The organism is Stenotrophomonas sp., assembly GCF_031995405.1.
Taxonomy (GTDB): Bacteria; Pseudomonadota; Gammaproteobacteria; order Xanthomonadales; family Xanthomonadaceae; genus Stenotrophomonas.
In genome coordinates this window covers 1-17,556 of record NZ_DAMAGC010000044.1, presented here as the reverse complement: position 1 = coordinate 17,556, position 17,556 = coordinate 1, and the positions used below count along the sequence as shown (strand labels likewise).

Annotated in this window: 16 protein-coding genes; 12 read left to right on the top strand and 4 right to left on the bottom strand. The window is 68.1% G+C overall.

Annotated features, from left to right (window positions below):
- Nucleotides 1–19 precede the first annotated feature (19 nt).
- The 11 genes from RTO53_RS10020 to RTO53_RS09970 all read left to right on the top strand — a co-directional run bounded on the left by RTO53_RS10020 (nucleotide 20) and on the right by RTO53_RS09970 (nucleotide 12,685).
- Nucleotides 20–412, top strand: a complete 393-nt coding sequence (locus RTO53_RS10020) for a hypothetical protein (RefSeq protein ID WP_312237653.1) — start codon at nucleotides 20–22, stop codon at nucleotides 410–412.
- Between the two features lie 153 nt (nucleotides 413–565).
- The gene (locus RTO53_RS10015; RefSeq protein WP_312237652.1) at nucleotides 566–2,851 is read left to right on the top strand and encodes a TonB-dependent receptor; all 2,286 of its coding nucleotides are present in this window, start codon (nucleotides 566–568) and stop codon (nucleotides 2,849–2,851) included.
- A gap of 49 nt (nucleotides 2,852–2,900) precedes the next feature.
- Nucleotides 2,901–3,590 carry a Fe2+-dependent dioxygenase gene (locus RTO53_RS10010; protein WP_312237651.1) on the top strand — a complete coding sequence of 230 codons (690 nt, stop codon included), beginning with the start codon at nucleotides 2,901–2,903 and terminating at the stop codon, nucleotides 3,588–3,590.
- Nucleotides 3,583–4,308, top strand: coding sequence for a tetratricopeptide repeat protein (locus tag RTO53_RS10005; protein ID WP_312237650.1), 726 nt, complete (start codon nucleotides 3,583–3,585; stop codon nucleotides 4,306–4,308). The genes RTO53_RS10010 and RTO53_RS10005 overlap by 8 nt, the downstream gene beginning before the upstream one ends.
- A 142-nt stretch (nucleotides 4,309–4,450) precedes the next feature.
- Entirely contained in the window at nucleotides 4,451–4,873 is a 423-nt protein-coding gene (locus tag RTO53_RS10000) for a hypothetical protein (RefSeq protein WP_312237649.1), read from the top strand.
- 143 nt (nucleotides 4,874–5,016) lie between these two features.
- Complete coding sequence (locus RTO53_RS09995; protein ID WP_312237648.1) at nucleotides 5,017–7,446, top strand: TonB-dependent receptor; 2,430 nt, start codon at nucleotides 5,017–5,019, stop codon at nucleotides 7,444–7,446.
- A gap of 413 nt (nucleotides 7,447–7,859) precedes the next feature.
- Entirely contained in the window at nucleotides 7,860–8,495 is a 636-nt protein-coding gene (locus RTO53_RS09990) for a PepSY-associated TM helix domain-containing protein (RefSeq protein ID WP_312237647.1), read from the top strand.
- Between the two features lie 36 nt (nucleotides 8,496–8,531).
- Nucleotides 8,532–9,050 (top strand): DUF2271 domain-containing protein, encoded by a 519-nt coding sequence (locus RTO53_RS09985; protein ID WP_312237646.1) that lies wholly within the window; start codon nucleotides 8,532–8,534, stop codon nucleotides 9,048–9,050.
- A gap of 113 nt (nucleotides 9,051–9,163) precedes the next feature.
- Nucleotides 9,164–9,970, top strand: coding sequence for a DUF4198 domain-containing protein (locus tag RTO53_RS09980; RefSeq protein WP_312237645.1), 807 nt, complete (start codon nucleotides 9,164–9,166; stop codon nucleotides 9,968–9,970).
- A gap of 133 nt (nucleotides 9,971–10,103) precedes the next feature.
- Nucleotides 10,104–11,084 (top strand): FAD:protein FMN transferase, encoded by a 981-nt coding sequence (locus RTO53_RS09975; protein WP_312237644.1) that lies wholly within the window; start codon nucleotides 10,104–10,106, stop codon nucleotides 11,082–11,084.
- Entirely contained in the window at nucleotides 11,081–12,685 is a 1,605-nt protein-coding gene (locus tag RTO53_RS09970; RefSeq protein ID WP_312237643.1) for a sulfite reductase subunit alpha, read from the top strand. The genes RTO53_RS09975 and RTO53_RS09970 overlap by 4 nt, the downstream gene beginning before the upstream one ends.
- A gap of 169 nt (nucleotides 12,686–12,854) precedes the next feature.
- On the opposite strand, the gene RTO53_RS09965 is transcribed toward RTO53_RS09970, so the two are convergent.
- The 4 genes from RTO53_RS09965 to RTO53_RS09950 all read right to left on the bottom strand — a co-directional run bounded on the left by RTO53_RS09965 (nucleotide 12,855) and on the right by RTO53_RS09950 (nucleotide 15,864).
- A complete protein-coding gene (locus RTO53_RS09965) occupies nucleotides 12,855–13,454 on the bottom strand; it encodes a HutD family protein (RefSeq protein WP_312237642.1) in 600 nt (199 codons plus the stop codon).
- A gap of 23 nt (nucleotides 13,455–13,477) precedes the next feature.
- Nucleotides 13,478–14,197, bottom strand: a complete 720-nt coding sequence (locus tag RTO53_RS09960; protein ID WP_312237641.1) for a murein L,D-transpeptidase catalytic domain family protein — start codon at nucleotides 14,195–14,197, stop codon at nucleotides 13,478–13,480.
- 26 nt (nucleotides 14,198–14,223) lie between these two features.
- On the bottom strand, nucleotides 14,224–15,297 hold the full coding sequence (locus RTO53_RS09955; RefSeq protein WP_312237640.1) for a L,D-transpeptidase: 1,074 nt from the start codon (nucleotides 15,295–15,297) through the stop codon (nucleotides 14,224–14,226).
- Nucleotides 15,298–15,684: 387 nt separating this feature from the next.
- Entirely contained in the window at nucleotides 15,685–15,864 is a 180-nt protein-coding gene (locus RTO53_RS09950; protein ID WP_312237666.1) for a helix-hairpin-helix domain-containing protein, read from the bottom strand.
- A gap of 348 nt (nucleotides 15,865–16,212) precedes the next feature.
- Between RTO53_RS09950 and RTO53_RS09945 the strand changes: the two genes are divergently transcribed.
- The coding region (locus tag RTO53_RS09945) for a M20 family metallopeptidase (protein ID WP_312237639.1) at nucleotides 16,213–17,556 on the top strand (1,344 nt) is incomplete at its 3' end.

Sequence of the window (17,556 nt, the reverse complement as noted above, 5' to 3'; positions counted from 1 at the left end):
CGCGCCTGCCCGGTCTCCCGTGTCCCTCGCCCGTTCCGCCATCGGTGTTGTCGCCTTGTGGGCCACGTTCTGCGTGGTACTGCTGGCCGTCGGCTGGCTGAGCACGGGCGCCACGAGTGGCGCGCAGCACGGTCCTGGCCGGCTTGCGCCGCAGGTTGCAACAACCGCCATGGCCAGCGACGCCGGCCAGAAGGCGCCTTCGCTGCCCTGCCCTGATGCGCCGGCCAGCGAAAACAGCGCCAAAGGCGACAAGAGCGGCGATGCCGAGCCCGAGCGCGCTGCCGCACCGCTCCCGCTGCGGCGCAACGCCTGGGTAGCGGTGATGCCGCTGTGGCCGGCCGATGCGCTGCGCTGGCAGCGGATGGAACCCTCGCTGCGCCTCAACCCCGGCCACGCGCCTCCCAACGCCTGATCCCGGCCGCACGCCCCGCGTGACGGCCCCGCCCTGTCTGCGCCTGCGCCGCCAGCGGCCCCTCCTGCTCGCTTCTTCGCTTTCCCGACCTTTCCACCCGCTCGTCGTGACCGCCTGCCGGTCCCGCCCTTGCCCGTACGTCCAGGACCTCCCATGACCGTTCGCCCGACCCCGTTGTCGTCCGCCCTGTTGCTGGCCATTGCCGCCCCCGCCATCGCCCATGCCGAAACCGACGCTGCCGCCGAGCCGCAGCGCGCGACCGAGCTGGACGGCGTGGACGTGCACGGCGAGCGCGTGCGCGCGCAGTCGTCCAAATTCACCGCGCCGCTGCTGGATACGCCCAAATCGGTCAGCGTGATCTCCCAGCAGGTGATCGAGCAGACCGCGGCCACCACGCTGCTGGACGCGCTGCGCACCGTGCCGGGCATCACCTTCGGTGCCGGCGAAGGCGGCAACCCGACCGGCGACCGTCCCTTCATCCGCGGCTTCGATTCGGCCTCGGACATCTACGTGGACGGGCTGCGCGATGCCGGCAGCCAGACCCGTGAAGTGTTCGCGATCGAGCAGATCGACGTGGTCAAGGGCCCCAGCTCGGCCTACTCCGGTCGCGGTTCGGCCGGCGGCACGATCAGCCTGGTGAGCAAGACGCCGAAGCTGGACGACTTCGTGCAGGGCTCGCTGGCCGCTGGCACCGACAGCTACTACCGCGGCACGCTGGACGCCAACCAGGTGATCGGCGACGGCATCGCCGCGCGCGTGAACATCATGAAGCACGAGGCCGACGTGGCCGGCCGCGATGAAGTCAACAGCAGCCGCTGGGGCATCGCACCGTCGCTGGCGTTCGGTCTCAACGGTCCGACCCAGGCGGTGATCAGCCACTACCACATGGAAACCGACGACCTGCCCGACGCCGGCGGCTTCCCGTACAACAACCCGTTCACCAGCGGCGCCAACCTGGCGCTCAACGGCAACGGCAGCCCGATCGTGACCAACCGCGACGCGTTCTACGGCCTGGTCGACCGTGATTTCCAGAAGACCCGCGCCGACATCACCACCTTGAACCTGTCGCATGACTTCGGCGGCATCGTGCTGCGCAACATCACCCGCTACGGTGATACCCGCAACGATTACCTGTGGACCCAGCCGGACGACAGCAAGGGCAACCCGAACCTGTACGGCACGGTCTGGCGCCGCACCAACTCGCGCGCCACGCAGACCGACAGCTTCATCAACCAGACCAGCGTGACCGGCGACATCGAGACCGGCCCGCTGCGCCACAGCTTCAACGCCGGCGTGGAATACAGCAGCGAAAAGACCGTGCGCGGCAACTACCTGATCGGCGATGTGCGTCGCCCGAACGGACAGACCACCGCCGGCACCAACAACCCGATCACCGGCAACCAGAGCTGCCCGACCACCGGCGCGGCCACCGGCTACAACTGCACCGACCTCACCAATCCGAACCCGAACGATCCGTGGGCGTCGCTGCATACCGTGACCCGCAGCAACCCGGCCAATGACGTGCGCCAGACCACGCGCACCAAGTCGGCGTACGTGTTCGACACGATCAGCTTCAGCGAGCAGTGGATGCTCAACCTGGGTGCGCGCTTCGACGACTACAACACCCACCAGTTCAACCCGACCGCCGCCGCCAACCTGCAGCACCTGCGCAACGACACCTCGTTCTGGAACGGCCAGGCCGGCCTGGTCTTCAAGCCGGTGGAAAACGGCAGCATCTACCTGTCCTGGGGCACTTCCTCCACCCCGGTCGGCGTGGACGGCGGTGATGGCGCCGATGGCATCAGTGCCACCATCCAGGACCTCAAGCCGCAGCGCAGCCGCAACATCGAACTGGGCACCAAGTGGGACCTGTTCGATGCCCGCCTGTCGCTGACCGGTGCGATCTTCGAAACCGAGATGACCAACGCGCGCGTCACCAGCGACGCGGGCACCACCCAGAACGCGGGCAGCAAGAAGGTCAAGGGCGCCGAGATCGGCTTCAGCGGCACGATCGTGCAGGGCTGGCAGGTGTTCGGTGGCTATACCTACCTGGACGCGGTGGTCGAGGACAACGGCTTCGCCCTGGTCAACGGGGTCTACGTGCCGTCGCCGTTCAACGGCAACCAGTTCCCCAACACCGCCAAACACAGTGCGAGCCTGTGGACCACCTGGGCACCGTCGTTCGTCGAAGGCCTCAGCCTGGGCGCCGGCGCCAACTACGTGGACAAGGTGTATGGCAACGTCAACAACACCAAGTGGGTGCCGTCCTACACCCGTTGGGATGCGATGGTGGGCTACGCCTTCAGCGAGCGCTACAACCTGCAGTTGAACGTGCAGAACCTTACCAACAAAACCTACTTCACCAAGGCGTACGCTTCGCACTACGCTGCCATCGCGCCGGGTCGTTCGGCCACGCTGGCCTTCAACTTCAAGTTCTAAGCGATATGCTCCCTCCCGCGCTCCGGTGCGGGAGGGGCTGGAGCCGATCATGCTGCTGCACATCCCCGACGTCCTCACCGCCGAGCAGGTCACCCTGGCCCGCAAGCAGCTGGCCACCGCCGGCTGGACCGACGGACGCCTGACCGCGGGCTACCAATCCGCGCAGGCCAAGCACAACCTGCAGTTGCCCGAATCCGACCCGGCCGCGCGCGCGGTGGGTTCGGCCATCCTGGAGGCGCTCGGCCGCAACAGCAGCTTCTTTTCGGCCGCCCTGCCGCGACGGATCTTCCCGCCGCTGTTCAACTGTTACCAGCCCGGCCAGACCTTCGGCTTCCACATCGACAACGCGGTGCGCTACGACTACAGCGTGGCCGGGCAACCGCAACCGGTGCGCACCGACCTGTCGGCGACCTTGTTCCTGAGCGATCCGGACGAATACGAAGGCGGCGAACTGGTCATCGAGGACACTTACGGCACCCAGCGGGTGAAGCTGCCCGCCGGGCACATGGTGCTGTACCCCGGCACCAGCCTGCACCAGGTCACCCCGGTCACCGCCGGGACGCGGCTGGCCTCGTTCTTCTGGATCCAGAGCATGCTGCGCGACGACGGGCAGCGCCGCCTGATGTGGGACATGGACAACGCGATCCGGCGCCTCACCCACGACCACCCCGAACATCCCGCGCTGGTGAACCTCACCGGCGTGTATCACAACCTGCTGCGGCAATGGGCCGATGTCTGAGCCGACCCCGCCTGCACTGGATGCCACCGCGCTGGCCGCGCAGCTGCAGCACGATCCCTCCGCCGCACTGGCCACGCTGATCCCGATCGCCCAGCGCGGCGACGTGCAGGCCCAGTTCCTGCTCGGCCAGGCCGGCATGGAAGGCCGCGGCACCGCGCAGGATCCGGCCGCTGCCGTGCTCTGGTTCGAGCGCGCCGCCAACGGTGGGCTGGGCATCGCCATGAACATGCTCGGCCGCTGTCACGAGCTGGGCAGCGGCACCGCGCAGAACCTTGAACTGGCCGCGGTCTGGTATCGCAAGGCGGCCGACAGCGGGCTGGACTGGGGGATGTACAACCTGGCCAACCTGCTGGGCACCTGCCGCGGCGTCCCCCGCGACGAACCCGCCGCGTTTGCGCTGTACCTGCGCGCCGCGCAGCTGGGCCATGCCAAATCGATGAACCTGGTCGGCCGCTGCCTGGAAGACGGCATCGGCGTGGCCGCGGATCCGGCCGCTGCACCGGCGTGGTACCTGCGCTCGGCCGAAGCCGGCGACTTCCGCGGCCAGGCCAGCCATGCCTCGGTGCTGCTGGCGGCCGGTCAGGTCGATGCGGCCGCGGCGTGGCTGGCGCGTGCCCTCGCTCATGGCAGCCCCTCGTTCCTTGCCCACCTGCGTCCGACCCTGGCGGGCTCGCCGCATGCCGCATTGCGGGCGCTGGTCGATCCGCCTTCGGCGTAGTCGATCCAAACCACCCATTCGCAAATCATTCCTATTTGCGTCCGCGAAGGGATCTCACTACACTCCGCCGCGTCATCGAGGTCCGCTCGTGACCGGGAACGTCATGTTCCCCCACCCAACCCGCTCGAGCAGGGATTCCGTCTTGCGCCACCCACACCGCCTTCGCAGCTTCGCCCCCGCCATGCGCGGGCAGCGTCCGGCATTGGCGAGCGTGCTGGCGTGGCTGGGCCTGCTGGCGATGTTGTTCACCGCCCTGCCGGTACTGGACCGGGCGCTGCCCGGCAGCGCGGCGCTGGTACTGCAGCTGCCGGCCGAAGAACACCCGCGCGGCGGTGAAACCGCTCCGCAGGAAGAAACACCGGCCAAGCCACGCCGGCTTGCCAGCGCGCGCCCGGCCACCGCGCCGTTGCCGCCGGCCCTGCCCGAAGCGCTCGACCGTTTCATGGCGACGCTGATGGAACTGCCGCCGCAGGTGGCTCCGTCGGTGGATTCGGCGCCCGCCATTCCGCTCCCGGCGGCGCCTGGCCTGCGCGTCCAACGCGGACAGGCCCCGCCGCAGGGCTGATTCCGGCTCGCGCGTCGCTGTAGCCACGCGACGCCTGCCGATGGCGGCACCTGCCCGTTCCCGGGCCCTTCCCTGATTCCTGCAGCGCTGCGACCGCCGGTCGTGGTGTCCCGCGTTCGTCTTTTCTTTCCGAGGTTACCCCCATGGCCCAGCGCCATCGTCGTCGCATGTCCCTGTCCCGCCACGCCCTGAGCCTGGCCCTGCTCGGCGCGATCAGCGCGCCCGCCTTCGCCAACGGCGACGCCGCCGCGCCGACCACGCTGGACAGGGTGGTGGTCACCGCCGCCGGTTTCGAACAGAAGATCACCGACGCCCCGGCCAGCATCAGCGTGGTCAGTCGCGAAGCGCTGAGCAAGCGCCCCTACACCAGCCTGGTCGACGCGCTGCGCGACGTCGAAGGTATCGACGTGGGCATGGAAACCACCGACAAGAACGGCCGCGCCACCATCTCCATGCGCGGCATGCCGTCGGAGTACACCCTGGTGCTGATCGACGGTCGCCGCCAGAGCAACGTCGGCCAGCTGTACCCGAACAACTTCGGCGGCGGCCAGTTCTCCTACCTGCCGCCGCTGGATGCGATCGAGCGCATCGAAGTGGTGCGCGGCCCGATGTCCACCCTGTACGGCTCGGACGCGATGGGCGGGGTGATCAACATCATCACCCGACGCAACCAGGACAGCTGGCATGGCTCGGTCACCCAGGGCATCACGCTGCAGCAGGACGACCAGTTCGGCGATGCGCGCACCACCGATGTGTACCTGACCGGACCGCTGGTGAAAGATCGCCTGGGTCTGGCGGTACGCGGCAGCTACTACGATGCCAAGGCCTCCAATCCGGAATGGGACGACCTGCCGCTGCCGGACGGCACGCTCTGGGCGCGCAGCATCGGCTTCGGTGGCGGCGGCAAGGCGGTGGCCAATACCAACTGGAACACCGGGGTGCGCTTGAACTGGACGATCAACGACGACCACGACCTGACCCTGGACTACGACGTCTCCCGGCAGAAGTACGACAACAGCGAGGGCCAGACCGGCACCCTGGACAGTGCCGCCAGCCTATGGCGCGTGGGCAATGCGACCATTCCCAACCCGAACGGCAGCGGCACGATCACCCGCCGCGTGGTGCAGCCGCGCGTGGGCTACACCGCCTACCAGCGCTACGAGCGCGACCAGCTGGCGCTAAGCCACCAGGGCCGCTACAGCTTCGGCACGTGGCAGACCACGCTGACCCACACCACCAGCAACAACCTCGGCCGTTCGCTGCCGTTGACGCTGGACGAACGCGATGACCTGCAGACGCTGTGGAACGATGTCTGCCGTCGCACCGGTGCCGCCGCCAACTGCGCGGCCGGCCGCGGCAACGCGCTGGGTGCGCTCAATGCCAGCGAGCAGGCACGCCTGCAGGCCTTCCTGCCGCGCCCGCTGCGCACGATGGAGCTGCAGGGCTACGTGCTGGATACGATGCTGGACATGACCTTCGGCGCGCACAAGCTGACGGTGGGCGGCCAGTACAACGACACCGACATGGTCGACGGCGTGTTCGGCATGGACGGTGCCGGCTACCGCGACAATGTGAAGCAGCAGCATCGGATGTGGTCGGTGTTCGCCGAGGACAACTGGTCGCTCACCGACACGCTGACCGCCACGGTGGGCGTGCGGTATGACGACCACAACATCTTCGGCAGCCACGTCAGTCCGCGCGGTTACCTGGTGTGGAACGCCAGCGATGCGTGGACGATCAAGGGCGGGGTGAGCACCGGCTACAAGACCCCGCGCCCGGACCAGCTGTTCCCGGGGGTGACCGGCTTCGGCGGCCAGGGTGTGCTGCCGCTGGTGGGGTCGCCGAACCTGACGCCGGAGACCAGCACCAACTATGAGATCGCGACCTACTACGAGGGCGCGCAGTGGGGCTTCAACGTGACCGGTTTCCTCAACAAGTTCGACGACAAGATCGCCAGTGGCGGCACGTTCCCGAACTGCGAAGTGGCACCGGCCAATAGTGGCTACTGCGTGGACGTCGGACCGGGCTGGGCAGCGCTGGGCTACAGCACGTTCGCGCAGAGCGTGAACGTGGACAAGGCCGAGACCAGGGGCATCGAGACGGCCGCTTATGTAGACCTGCTGGACACCCTGCAGCTGCGCGGCAACTACACCTACACCCGCTCCGAGCAGACCAGCGGCGTGGACAAGGGCAAGCCGGTGGGCGGCACCACGACGCCGGCCCGGCACATGGCCAACGCCAGCCTGAACTGGCAGCTCAATGATGCGGTCAGCCTGTCGTTGATCGGCGAGGGGCGTTACGACCGTTACCGCGACACGCTGGTGAGCAACGTGGGCGGAGCAAGCACGTCGCAGGTGCGCTACTACGAGGACTACACGATCTTCCACCTCGGCGGCAGCTGGAACATCACGCCGTGGCTGACGCTCAACGCACGCGTGAACAACCTGTTCGACAAGGACTTCGTGTCGCAGTCGTGCGTGTTGATCAGCGACAGCGAATACAACTGCGTGGACGATTACGCGACCAAGGACCAGCGCCGCAGTTACTGGATGTCGCTGAACGCGAAGTTCTGAGGGCGAGGGCGACAGCGGACGGCCTGCGGACTGCGGACTGCGGGCCGGGGCGGTGGGGGCGGAAGTACGGGACACGCTGCAAGTACGTCCATGTAAGCTCGTTCGCGCCATCCATGGCGCTCTACGGTCCCGCACTTCCGCCCCCACCGCCCCAGACAGTTGGCGGGTGGCCGCATTGAGATGCAGAGCAGGAGCATGAGGGCCCCGTATACCGGTAGTGCCGAGCCATGCTCGGCAGCCCTCAAAAAACACACTGCCAGGAACCCGCTCCTGCCCCTACCCGCCGGCCCAGTTACGGATCAGGACGTCCCGCGCCGAGGACGCTCGCTTCCAGGCACATCCCCACAACCCAGAAATTGCGAACCATTCTCATCAATGGTGTAATTCGCCATTCAGATCCCAGCAGCGTGACCGTGGCCACTCCCTCCTCCAGCGTGCAGCAGCAACAACGTCGTGGCTTCTGGCTGCGCACCCTGCACCAGTGGCACTGGATCAGCTCGGCCGTGTGCCTGATCGGCATGCTTCTGTTCGCGGCCACCGGGATCACCCTCAACCACGCCGGCAAGATCGAAGCCACCCCGCAGGTGGTCAATCGCCAGCTCGAACTGCCCGCCGACCTGCTTGCCCAACTTGGCGATCGCACCGACGGCAACGCCCCGGTTCCGCGCCCCGCCGCGCGCTGGCTCGATGCGCAGCTGGGCATTTCCGTCGGCGGCCGCGCCGCCGAATGGTCCGAGGGCGAAATCTACCTGTCCATGCCCAGCCCCGGTGGCGACGCCTGGCTCAGCATCGACCGCGACAGCGGCGCGGTCGAGTACGAAGCCACCTCGCGCGGCTGGGTGTCCTACTTCAACGACCTGCACAAAGGCCGCAACGCCGGGCCGGCCTGGGGCTGGTTCCTGGACGTGTTCGCCGTGGCCTGCCTGGTGTTCTGCATCACCGGCCTGTTCCTGCTGCACCTGCATGCCCGCCAGCGCCGCATGACCTGGCCGCTGGTCGGCCTGGGCCTGATGATTCCGCTGCTGATCGCCCTGATCCTGATCCACTGACCCTCCTACCTTGATCGTCCCCCACGGAGCCGCACCATGCGCGTCACCCTGACCATCGCCCTGAGCGGCCTGCTGGCCACCACTCCCGCTTATGCCGCCACCCTCGACATCAACGTCGAAGTGCCCAAGCTCAACGTCGCCGAATACCACCGTCCGTATGTCGCGGTGTGGCTGGAAGGGGCCGACCAGAAAGTCGCCGCCAATCTCTCGGTCTGGTACCAGCAGACCGGCAACAGCGAAGGCCACGGCACCAAGTGGCTGCCCGACCTGCGCCAGTGGTGGCGCAAGAGCGGCCGCACCCTGGACGTGCCCGTGGACGGCGTCACCGGCCCCACCCGCCCGGCCGGCAAGCAGGCGCTGTCGTTCAATGACAAGCAGCCGGCACTGAAAGCCCTCGCCCCGGGCAATTACACTCTGGTGGTGGAAGCGGTGCGCGAAGTCGGCGGCCGCGAACTGCTCAAGATCCCCTTCACCTGGCCGGCCACCACCGTCCAGAACGGCAAAGCCCAAGGTGCCACCGAACTCGGTCTGGTCACCCTTACGGCCAAGCCCTGACTTGTCGCCCGCCCTCACCGGCGGGTTCCCCTCGGGACGTCGCACAGCGGCGTAGCATCGGCCTCCGGGCCGGTCCCCAGTTCACCGAAGCTGTCCACTACATGGAGTTTTTGATGAAGCGCTCGCTCGTCCTAGCCGCCGCCCTGGCCGCCGCACTTCCGTTCTCCGCCCTGGCCCACAAGGCCTGGCTGCAGCCCTCGCAGACCGTGATTGCCGGTGAGAACCCGTGGATCACCGTCGATGCGGCTGTGTCCAACGACCTGTTCTACTTCAACCACGTGCCGCTGCGCCTGGACAGCCTGGTCATCACCGCGCCGGACGGCACCACCGTGCAGCCGCAGAACGCCTCCACCGGCAAGTACCGCAGCGTCTTCGACGTCGAACTGACCCAGCAGGGCACCTACCGCCTGGCCTCGGTCAGCAACGGCCTGTCGGCCAGCTGGGAAGAAGCCGGCAAGCCCAAGCGCTGGCGCGGCACCCCGGCCACCTTCGCCACCGAAGTGCCGAAGAAGGCCAAGAAGCTGCAGGTGTCGCAGTCGGTCAACCGCATCGAAACCTTCGTCACCAACGGCACCCCGAACGCCACCGCGCTGGCCCCGACCAAGCAGGGCATCGAGCTGGTCGCCCTCGGCCACCCCAACGACCTGGCCGCCGGCGAAGCGGCCACCTTCCGCGTGCTGGTCGATGGCAAGCCGCGCGCCGGCCTGGCGTTCGAGATCACCCGCGGCGGCACGCGTTACCGCAACGCCCAGAATGAGATCAAGGTGAGCACCGACAAGAAGGGCGAGTTCACCGTCACCTGGCCCGAAGCCGGCATGTACTGGCTGGAAACCAGCAGCGAAGACAAGAAGACCTCGCTGAAGCAGGCCAAGACCCGTCGCCTGAACTACGTCGCCACGCTGGAAGTGCTGCCGCAGTAATCGCGCAAGGCATTCATCGCCGCGCATGCCGCCTTTGGCCTGCGCGGTTGCCGCGCCCCCTTCAGCATGGAAGGGGGCCTTTCACCAGACCCTTATCGGCAATCGGGCCGACCGTGCCCGCCATGCCCACCCCATGAACAACCCGGATTTCGACATCGCCAGCCTCGGTGGCCACACCATGGGCACCACCTGGCAGGTAAAGCTGGTGGTGGCGCGCACGCGCGATCTGCATCCGCTGCACACCGGCATCCAGGCCCGGCTCGACGCCATCGTCGCGCAGATGAGCACCTGGGAGGCCGGCAGCGATATCTCGCGTTTCAACCGCGCCGCCAGCGGCAGCGTACATCCGCTGCCGACATTGTTCGCGCAGGTACTCGATGCCGCGCTGGACATCGCCGCGCGCAGCGGCGGCGCCTTCGATCCCACCGTCGGCCCGCTGGTGGCGCTATGGGGTTTCGGCGCGCATGCCCACGCCCGGCGCATCCCCGATCCGGCGGTGCTCGCGGCCACCCGCGCACGCTGTGGCTGGCAACGCCTGCGCTGGCGGGACGGTGTCCTGCAGCAACCCGGTGGCGTCGCGTTGGACCTGTCGGCGATCGCCAAGGGCTTCGGCGTGGACCAGGTGGGCCGCTGGCTGCGCGAGCAGGGCGTGCGCGCGGCGCTGGTGGAAGTGGGCGGTGAGCTGTGCGGCTACGGTCGCAAGCCGGATGGCCAGCCGTGGCGCGTGCTGGTGGAAGCCGGCCCGGAAGAAGCGGCCAGCACCGACCTGCCGCCGCGCGTGCTTGCGTTGGATGACCTGGCCGTAGCCACCTCCGGCGACCGCTGGCACCACTTCGAGCAGGACGGCGCGCAGTTCAGTCATACCTTGGACCCACGCAGCGGCGCGCCGGTCACCCATGCCGCCGCGGCGGTCACCGTGGTGGCGCCCGATGCGATGCACGCCGACGGCTGGGCTACCGCACTCACCGTGATGGGCGTCGAGCAGGGCCTGGCGTTCGCGCGCGCGCACGACCTGGCCGCGCGCTTCGTCAGTCGTGGCGCGGAGGGAATTGAAGAACACATGAGCCCGGCATTCGAACGTCTGTTCGATGCGACGCAGGGACCGGCCGCATGAGCCGCCCCTCGCGCGCCGTGGTCGGCAACCTGCTGGTGCTCGCCGCGTTGGCGGTGCTGGCGTTTTTGCTGTTGCGCCTGCACCTGCAGAAAGACGGCTGGCAGGGCGCGCCGCCGGCCTCGCACTGGCGCTGGGCAATCGGCAGCGTGCTCGGCTATGCCGCGCTGTGTGCGCTGGTCTGGTGGCGTGGGCGCCCGCGCGACGACGCAGGCAGTGAAGCACAGGCACCGATCCTGCTGGTCTGGGCCAGCCAGACCGGCTTTGCGCAGCAACTGTGCGAGCGCAGCGCCGAGACACTGCGCGCGGCCGGCCTGCCGATTCGCATCCGTGGCCTGCACCAGATCGACAGCACCGCGTTGCAGCAGGCGACGCAGGTGTTGTTCGTGGCCAGCACCACCGGTGAAGGCGATGCACCCGATCATGCGCTGCCGTTCCTGCGCACCGTGATGCCGCAGTCGTTGGCGCTGCCCAACCTGCACTACGGCGTGCTGGCGCTGGGTGACCGCGGTTATGGGCATTTCTGCGCGTTCGGCCACCAGCTGGATATGTGGTTGCGCCGGCAGGGTGCGCACCCGCTGTTCGACACCGTCGAGGTCGACAACGCCGATCCGGCCGCGCTGCGCCACTGGCAGCAGCTGCTTGGCCAGCTTGGCGGCACGGCGACCGACCTGCCCGACTGGACCCCGGCCGAGTATCAGCACTGGCGGCTGCAGAGCCGGGCGCTGCAGAACGCCGGCAGCCCTGGCGCGGCCACCTGGGCGGTGACCCTGGTGCCGGCCGACGGCGTGCTGCCGATCTGGCAGGCCGGGGATGTGGTGGAGATCGGTCCTCGCCATGCGCCGACGGCTGTCGATGCGTGGCTGGCCAACGCCGCATTGGACGGCGCGCAGGTGATCGACGGCGTCGCACTGCGCGAGCATCTTTCCCGTGCGCACCTGCCGACCGCGGAAGAGACGCCGTCCGCCGACGCCGCGTCACTGGTGTCCGCATTGCGACCGCTGCCGCATCGCGAGTACTCCATCGCCAGCATGCCGGTCGAAGGCCGGGTGCAACTGCTGCTGCGCCGCCAGCTGCGTCCCGATGGCACCCCGGGCCTGGGCAGCGGCTGGCTGTGCGATCACGCCGCCCTCGGCGGCCGCATCGACCTGCGCTTCCGCAGCAATCCGAATTTCCACGCCCCCGCTGCCGACGCGCCGTTGATCCTTATCGGCAATGGCACCGGCATCGCCGGCCTGCGCGCGCACCTGCTCGCGCGCAGGGATGCGGGTGCGCGACGCAACTGGCTGCTGTTCGGCGAACGTACCGCCGCGCATGATTTCTATTTCGGCGATGAGCTCCAGGCCTGGCATCAGGCCGGCTGGATCGAGCGGCTGGATACGGTGTTCAGCCGCGATGGCGGCGAGCATCGTTACGTGCAGGACCGGCTGCAGGCCAACATCGACACGCTGTGGCAGTGGGTCCGCGAGGGCGCCACGATCCTGGTCTGCGGCAGCCTGCAGGGCATGGCCCCGGCAGTGGACGCGGTCATCGAACGCGCGCTGGGACGCGAAGGCAAGGAAGCGCTGATCGTGGCCGGCAGGTACCGCCGCGACGTGTATTGAGCGCCCCCGGTGCACCGCGCCGCCGGTAGGGTCGGTTCCCAAACGACCCTACCGGCGATGACGATGATCGGCGCGACGAACGCATGACCTCCACCGAAGCCGCCTTCGCCGAAGGTCACGCCACCACCGAACGTTGCACAGGGTATCGGCGGGCGATCGGGATGCGACCCTACCGCGGACTCAGCCGGATCGCCAACAACTCGCCGCCACCGTGCAACGCAAATCGCTTGCGCGCGCCAGCGGCCAACCACGCGGTGTCACCCGCCTCCAGCGGCGGCATGCCGCCTTCACCCTCGAACGTAGCTTGACCGGCCAGCAGGTGAATCGCCCAGGCCACCGCAGGTTCGGTGAAGAAGAACATGCTGCCCACCAGTGGCCGATGCAGCAACGCGGCGTCGAGCGCATCGCGCCGCCACATCAGGTTGAAATCGTGGGTGAGGCCATCGACCAGCTCGCCGCTGACCTGCGCTTCGCCGGCAAAACGCAGGCGGTCGTGCGGGGGCGATAGCGTATGCACCGCGCCATCGGCGAAACGCAGGCGCAGCCCTTCCCCGCGCAGCAGCACCAGCTCGCGCTCGATCCCCGGGAACGCGGAGAACGCCGCGTCCTGTTCGATCTCGGCGATCGACAAGCGCACCTGCCAGTCCTCGTTGTCCGGCACGCGGAGGATTTCACGGGTCCAGCCCATGCCGTTGCGCCACCGTTCGCGACGGTACTCGAAAACGGGAATGACGCGCGTGGCCGCGCTCAGGACGGTATGGGTCGACATGCCGCCATTGTGCCCCAGCGCGCTCAGCCGGCGATGCCACCGCAGTCCGGACCGAGCAGCTGCGAGCGCGCCAGCCAATCCTTGTCTGGGTAGTAGGCGAACACCATCGCACCGCCGCGCAGGCTGTCGATGAGCGGCTTGGCCACCGTCAGCCGCACCGCCGGGCAGCCCAGGCTGCGGCCGAGGCGGCCCTGCAGGCGCGCCATGGTCGGGTTCACGTACGGCGCGCCGTGGATGACGATGGCGCGGTCGCGCGCATGGTCGTTGAAGCCCGGCTCCAGGCCTTCCAGGCGCAGCGAGTAGCCGTTGCCGCCCATGTAGGTTTCCTTGGCGGTGAACGCGCCCAGGCTGGACATGAAACTGCCGTCGCGGTTGGAGAAGTGCTCGGTCTGGTTGCCGCCGCTATTGCGGCCATGCGCCACCCATTCCTCGAACAGCAGCTTCTGCCGGGCGAGGTCGAACACCCACATGCGCTGCTGGGTCGAGGGCCGCGAATAGTCGATCACGCTCAGCCGGGTCGGATCGATGCCCAGCTCCGGCCGCCGCAGCGCACAGGACATCGCCTTGGCGGCCAGTTGCAGGACCTTGCGGTCCGCGCCGGGCGCGGCGCGCGACAGCATATCGGCCAACTGCGCCGGAGGCATCGTCCCGGCCGCCACTGCCGGGGCAGCCTCTACCGCGCTGGCCGACGCGGTCAGCGCCAACCCGCACAGGACATTCCAGGAAAAGGTGGACACACGCATCAACGGCATACCCGCAGGACCCATTCCTACAAGGTGGACCCACCAGCGTCGGATTCCAACACCGGCTGCAGGTTCTGTTCATCCGCCTCCGGGCGTACCGCCGGCAGGCTGGTGACCAGCAGGGTGGTGCCCGGCACCAGCGCCTTGTAGAGCTGCTCGGCGAATTCCGGCGGCAGCGCCATCGGCAGGCTGGGCGTGGCCAGCAGGTCCGGGCTGGCATTGCCGGCGCTCTGCCCGAGCAGCGGATAGGCGGTCCACTTGTGCAGGCGCTGATGGGCATCCAGCGGACTGGGCACATCGGAGTAGCCCTGCTGCATCACGAACAGGGTGGTGCCCTCGAACGCCGGCAGCGCCTTGGCCTGCAGCCGCGATTCGCCGATCAGCACCCCATCGCGCAGTACGTACAGGCGCTGGTCGTGCAGGCTCACCAGGATGCCGACCTGCCCGCTGGGGGCGGCCGCATCGTTCCAGTAATGCTCCGGCGCAGCGGTGGTTTCCACCAGCGGCTTGCCGGTGCTGTTGACCGGCGCCAACACGGCCGGATAGGCCAGCGTCATCGGCGCGCTCTTGGCGTCGGCCACCACCACGGTATCGCCGCGCTTGGTTTCGCCGAACAGCTTCTGCGCGAACGCCTGCGGCAGGCGCACGCAGCCGTGCGAGGCCGGGTGCCCGGGCAGGCTGCCGCCGTGCAGCGCGATGCCGTCCCAGGTCAGCCGCTGCATGTAGGGCATCGGCGCGCTGTTGTAGAGGTTGGACTTGTGGTCCTTGTCCTTCTGCAGGATGGTGAACACGCCGGTCGGGGTTTCGTGGCCGGTCTTGCCCGAGCTGATCGTGCTCAGGCCGATGGCGATGCCGTTGCGGTACACGTAGGCACGCTGCTCATCCAGGCTGACCACCAGCACGATCGGACCGGCCGGAGAGATCTCCGGATGCCACAGGAACTCGCCGGGCTTCAGGTCGGTGGGACCGCGGGGTGCGGCAACGGCCTTCCCGGCAGCGGTGCTGGCGGGCGGCGCGGCGGTCACGGCGGCAGCCGAGCCAATACCGGTGGCGAACAAGGTGGCCAGGGCCAGGGTAAGCAACGCGCGGCGTGGTGCCATGTGGTTCATTCCGTACAGTGATGCGAAGACGCTACACCAACGCGCTGCATGAAACAGGTGTTGGCGTGGGCGTGCACATCCCCAAAAAGAAATTGCCCGGCCACGCATCCCTGCGCAGACCGGGCAATCGTCACGTCCTTGTCGGCGTCCAGCCTTCCCCCTGTGCATCCTGCCCAGTGTGGGTCCGGCCATGCTCCCTGCACTCGGCCGTAAATCGTTCCGCCATCGCAGCCCTTCCCGAGCCGGGATGCCACCATCCTGGTGGATCTGCGCCAGTCCTTCCGCGCCGCATCCGTGCGCACCGCTTCCCTGCGTGTCGGTGCCGCCGCGCGTCCTGCGCAACGACCAGTGACCGGCTCCCTGCCCGTCCCCGACCTGTCCTGTTGGTCATCGCCTTGGTACGGCTGCCGGCAACGCCCTCCTGGGCGGTTCCGCCGCGGGGCTCTTCATGACCCCCGTCGTCATCCGTTGTCGATTCCGTTCGACTGTTGCTGTCCCTATCCCCTTCACCCGTGCCAGGTCCTCGACCCGGAGGAAAGGTCCGTGTTGTCGCCGGTACGCGACGATCGCGTCGGCCTTGTGTGGCCCACGTTCGCCAATCCCTGCTGCAGCGCCGACGCATCAGCTGTATTGATGTCGATGCGGTCGGCCGCGCGGGCGGCTCCCATCAACAGCAGTCCCAGCGCAAGCGCCTTCCACGAAAACCAAGACCCCACCTTGCAACTCCTTGTGGCTCGGAACCGGTGCCTGCCGGCTATCCCGTCGGAGGTTCCAGCATCCCTCGCCACATGCACACAGCCTATCGTCCACAACGCCTTCACACAGCCAGCCAAATACCTGACGTGATGTAGGGAAATCCCTACCCCTACCAGCGGCGTAGAATGTGAGGACTAGCCAATGCATCCGGAGTGTCAGATGGACAGCGCCAAACTCGGCCAATTCGTCAGTGAAAAGTGGGACAGCGAGATCGTCCCGCAATTGGTCGATTACATCCGAATTCCCAACAAATCGCCGATGTTCGACGCCGATTGGGTCGCCAACGGTTACATGGAGCAGGCCGTCACCCTGATGGAAACCTGGGCGCGCGCCCAGAACCTGCCGGGGCTGACCGTGGAGGTGGTGCGCCTGGAAGGCCGCACGCCGCTGCTGCTGCTGGAAATCCCGGCCTCCGGTGCGGAGACCGGCGACGACACCATCCTGCTCTATGGCCACCTGGACAAGCAGCCGGAAATGACCGGCTGGGACGACGACCTCGGCCCGTGGGTGCCGGTGCTGCGCGGCGACAAGCTGTACGGCCGCGGTGGCGCCGATGACGGCTATGCGATGTTCGGCTCGCTGGCCGCCGTGCTGGCGCTGCAGGAACAGGGCCTGCCGCACGCGCGCTGCGTGGTGCTGATCGAAGCCTGCGAAGAATCGGGCAGCTACGACCTGCCGGCCTACGTGGACCACCTGGCCGACCGCATCGGCAAGCCGTCGCTGGTGGTGTGCCTGGATTCGGGCTGCGCCAACTACGACCAGCTGTGGTGCACCACCTCGCTGCGTGGCCTGACCGGCGGCAATTTCTCGGTCAAGGTGCTTAACGAAGGCGTGCACTCCGGCGATGCCTCCGGCGTGATTCCGTCCAGCTTCCGCCTGCTGCGCCAGCTGCTGTCGCGGATCGAGGACGAGAACACCGGCCGCATCCTGATCGACGGCATGAACGTGGAGATCCCGGCCGAGCGCCTGGAGCAGGCCAAGCGCGCTGCGGACGTGGTGGACACGGCGATCTTCGAGAAATTCCCGATGGTGGACGGCCTCAAGCCGATGAACGCGGACCTGACCGAACTGGTGCTCAACCGCACCTGGCGCCCGGCGCTGTCGGTCACCGGCGTGGATGGCATGCCGCCGCTGGCCTCGGCCGGCAACGTGCTGCGCCCGCACACCGCGGTGAAGCTGTCGCTGCGCCTGCCGCCGACCGCCGATGGCAAGGCCTGCGGCGAGCTGCTCAAGGAGGCGCTGCTGCGCGATCCGCCCAATGGCGCCGAAGTGAAGCTGGACCTGGAAAAGGCCTCCAGCGGCTGGAACGCACCGGCGATGGCGCCGTGGCTGACCCAGGCGATCGATGACGCCAGCCAGACCTTCTTCGGCAAGCCGGCGATGTACATGGGCGAAGGCGGCTCGATCCCGTTCATGGGCATGCTCGGCGAGAAGTTCCCCGGCGCGCAGTTCATGATCACCGGCGTGCTCGGCCCACATTCCAACGCGCATGGCCCGAACGAG

What these genes read in the sequence shown, in the direction of transcription:
- RTO53_RS10015 (WP_312237652.1), top strand. Translation starts at nt 566, where the DNA reads ATGACCGTTCGCCCGACCCCGTTGTCGTCCGCCCTGTTGCTGGCCATT.
- RTO53_RS10010 (WP_312237651.1), top strand. Translation starts at nt 2,901, where the DNA reads ATGCTGCTGCACATCCCCGACGTCCTCACCGCCGAGCAGGTCACCCTG.
- RTO53_RS10005 (WP_312237650.1), top strand. Translation starts at nt 3,583, where the DNA reads ATGTCTGAGCCGACCCCGCCTGCACTGGATGCCACCGCGCTGGCCGCG.
- RTO53_RS09995 (WP_312237648.1), top strand. Translation starts at nt 5,017, where the DNA reads ATGGCCCAGCGCCATCGTCGTCGCATGTCCCTGTCCCGCCACGCCCTG.
- RTO53_RS09985 (WP_312237646.1), top strand. Translation starts at nt 8,532, where the DNA reads ATGCGCGTCACCCTGACCATCGCCCTGAGCGGCCTGCTGGCCACCACT.
- RTO53_RS09980 (WP_312237645.1), top strand. Translation starts at nt 9,164, where the DNA reads ATGAAGCGCTCGCTCGTCCTAGCCGCCGCCCTGGCCGCCGCACTTCCG.
- RTO53_RS09975 (WP_312237644.1), top strand. Translation starts at nt 10,104, where the DNA reads ATGAACAACCCGGATTTCGACATCGCCAGCCTCGGTGGCCACACCATG.
- RTO53_RS09970 (WP_312237643.1), top strand. Translation starts at nt 11,081, where the DNA reads ATGAGCCGCCCCTCGCGCGCCGTGGTCGGCAACCTGCTGGTGCTCGCC.
- RTO53_RS09965 (WP_312237642.1), bottom strand. Translation starts at nt 13,454, where the DNA reads ATGTCGACCCATACCGTCCTGAGCGCGGCCACGCGCGTCATTCCCGTT.
- RTO53_RS09960 (WP_312237641.1), bottom strand. Translation starts at nt 14,197, where the DNA reads ATGCGTGTGTCCACCTTTTCCTGGAATGTCCTGTGCGGGTTGGCGCTG.
- RTO53_RS09955 (WP_312237640.1), bottom strand. Translation starts at nt 15,297, where the DNA reads ATGGCACCACGCCGCGCGTTGCTTACCCTGGCCCTGGCCACCTTGTTC.